Origin of the sequence: Streptomyces niveus (assembly GCF_001723055.1) — a bacterium.
In the GTDB taxonomy this organism is placed as follows: domain Bacteria; phylum Actinomycetota; class Actinomycetes; order Streptomycetales; family Streptomycetaceae; genus Streptomyces; species Streptomyces niveus.
Window position 1 is genome coordinate 1 of the sequence record NZ_MDCR01000219.1, and the last position, 1,846, is coordinate 1,846.

The following is a 1,846-nucleotide window of genomic DNA, read 5'->3' on the forward strand; positions in this document are numbered from 1 at the left end:
TGGCGGGCCTGGCCCGCGACGCGATCCGCCTGATCCAGGAGGCCCGCAAGAACAGCGGCCTGGACGTCGCGGGCCAGGCCCGCCAGCCGGAGTTCCGGCGTGATCTCCAGGTCCAGCGCCACCGTCGCGCCCGAGTCGGACGCCACCGACCAGCCCTCGCGGGGCGTCTCCGTGATGATCACCTCGTCCGGGGCGAGCGAGACCGGTTCGCCGTCGACCGTGACCGACGCCGTGCCGGTGTCACGCAGCGCCGCGGACAGCGCCGCCGCGTCCGTGTCGGCGACCGCCTTCGCCACCGCCTGGACCCCCTTGCCGAACCGCTTGCCCAGCGCCCGGAAGTTCGCCTTCGCCGTCGTGTCGACCAGCGAGCCGCCGACCTCCGAGAGCGATGCCAGGGACGTGACGTTCAGCTCCTCCAGGATCTGCGCGCGCAGGTCGGGCGACAGCGTCTCGAAGCCCGCCGCCGCGACCAGCGCGCGGGACAGCGGCTGGCGCGTCTTCACACCGGACTCGGCGCGCGTCGCGCGGCCCAGCTCCACCAGGCGTCGTACCAGCGTCATCTGGCGGGACAGCGCGGGGTCGATCGCCGACAGGTCCGGCTCGGGCCAGGACGACAGATGCACCGACTCCGGGGCGTCGGGCGTGACAGGGACGACCATGTCCTGCCAGACCCGCTCGGTGATGAACGGGGTGAGCGGCGCCATCAGGCGCGTGACCGTCTCGACGACCTCGTGCAGCGTGCGCAGGGCCGCCTTGTCGCCCTGCCAGAAGCGGCGGCGGGAGCGGCGTACGTACCAGTTGGACAGGTCGTCCACGAACGCCGACAGCAGCTTGCCGATCCGCTGCGTGTCGTACGCGTCCATCGCCTTCGTGCTCTGGTCGACCAGCGCGTGCAGCTCGCTCAGCAGCCAGCGGTCGAGCACCGGCCGCTCGCTCGGCGCCGGGTCGGCCTCCGACGGGGCCCAGCCGGACGTGCGCGCGTACAGGGCCTGGAAGGCGACCGTGTTCCAGTACGTCAGCAGCGTCTTGCGGACGACCTCCTGGATCGTCGTGTCACCGACCCGCCGCGCCGCCCACGGCGAGCCGCCGGCCGCCATGAACCAGCGCACCGCGTCCGCCCCGTGCCGCTCCATGAGCGGGATCGGCTGGAGGATGTTGCCCAGGTGCTTGGACATCTTGCGGCCGTCCTCGGCGAGGATGTGCCCGAGGCAGACGACGTTCTCGTAAGCAGACTTGTCGAAGACGAGGGTGCCCACGGCCATCAGCGTGTAGAACCAGCCGCGCGTCTGGTCGATGGCCTCCGAGATGAACTGCGCGGGGTAGCGCTTCTCGAAGAGGTCCTTGTTCTTGTACGGGTAGCCCCACTGCGCGAACGGCATCGAACCGGAGTCGTACCAGGCGTCGATGACCTCCGGGACGCGCGTCGCCGTCTGTCCGCAGGTCGGGCAGGGGAAGGTGACCGCGTCGATGAACGGGCGGTGCGGGTCGAGCGACGACTGGTCCGTGCCGCTCAGCTCCGTCAGCTCCGCGCGCGAGCCCACGCAGGTGAGGTGACCGTCCTCGCACGTCCAGATGGGCAGCGGGGTGCCCCAGTAGCGGTTTCGGGACAGGGACCAGTCGACGTTGTTGTTCAGCCAGTCGCCGTACCGGCCGTGCTTGACCGAGTCCGGGAACCAGTTGGTCTTCCCGTTCTCCTCAAGAAGGCGGTCCTTGACGGCGGTTGTACGGATGTACCAGGACGGCTGCGCGTAGTAGAGGAGCGCCGTGTGGCAGCGCCAGCAGTGCGGATAGCTGTGCTCGTACGGAACATGGCGGAACAGCAGCCCGCGCGCGTCCAGGTCGGCGG

Annotated in this window: 1 protein-coding gene; it reads right to left on the reverse strand. The window is 70.5% G+C overall.

Going from position 1 to position 1,846, the window contains the following annotated elements; genetic code table 11:
* Window positions 1–1,846: class I tRNA ligase family protein (locus tag BHU15_RS24340; protein WP_255293202.1), on the reverse strand; the 1,846-nt coding region annotated here is incomplete at both ends.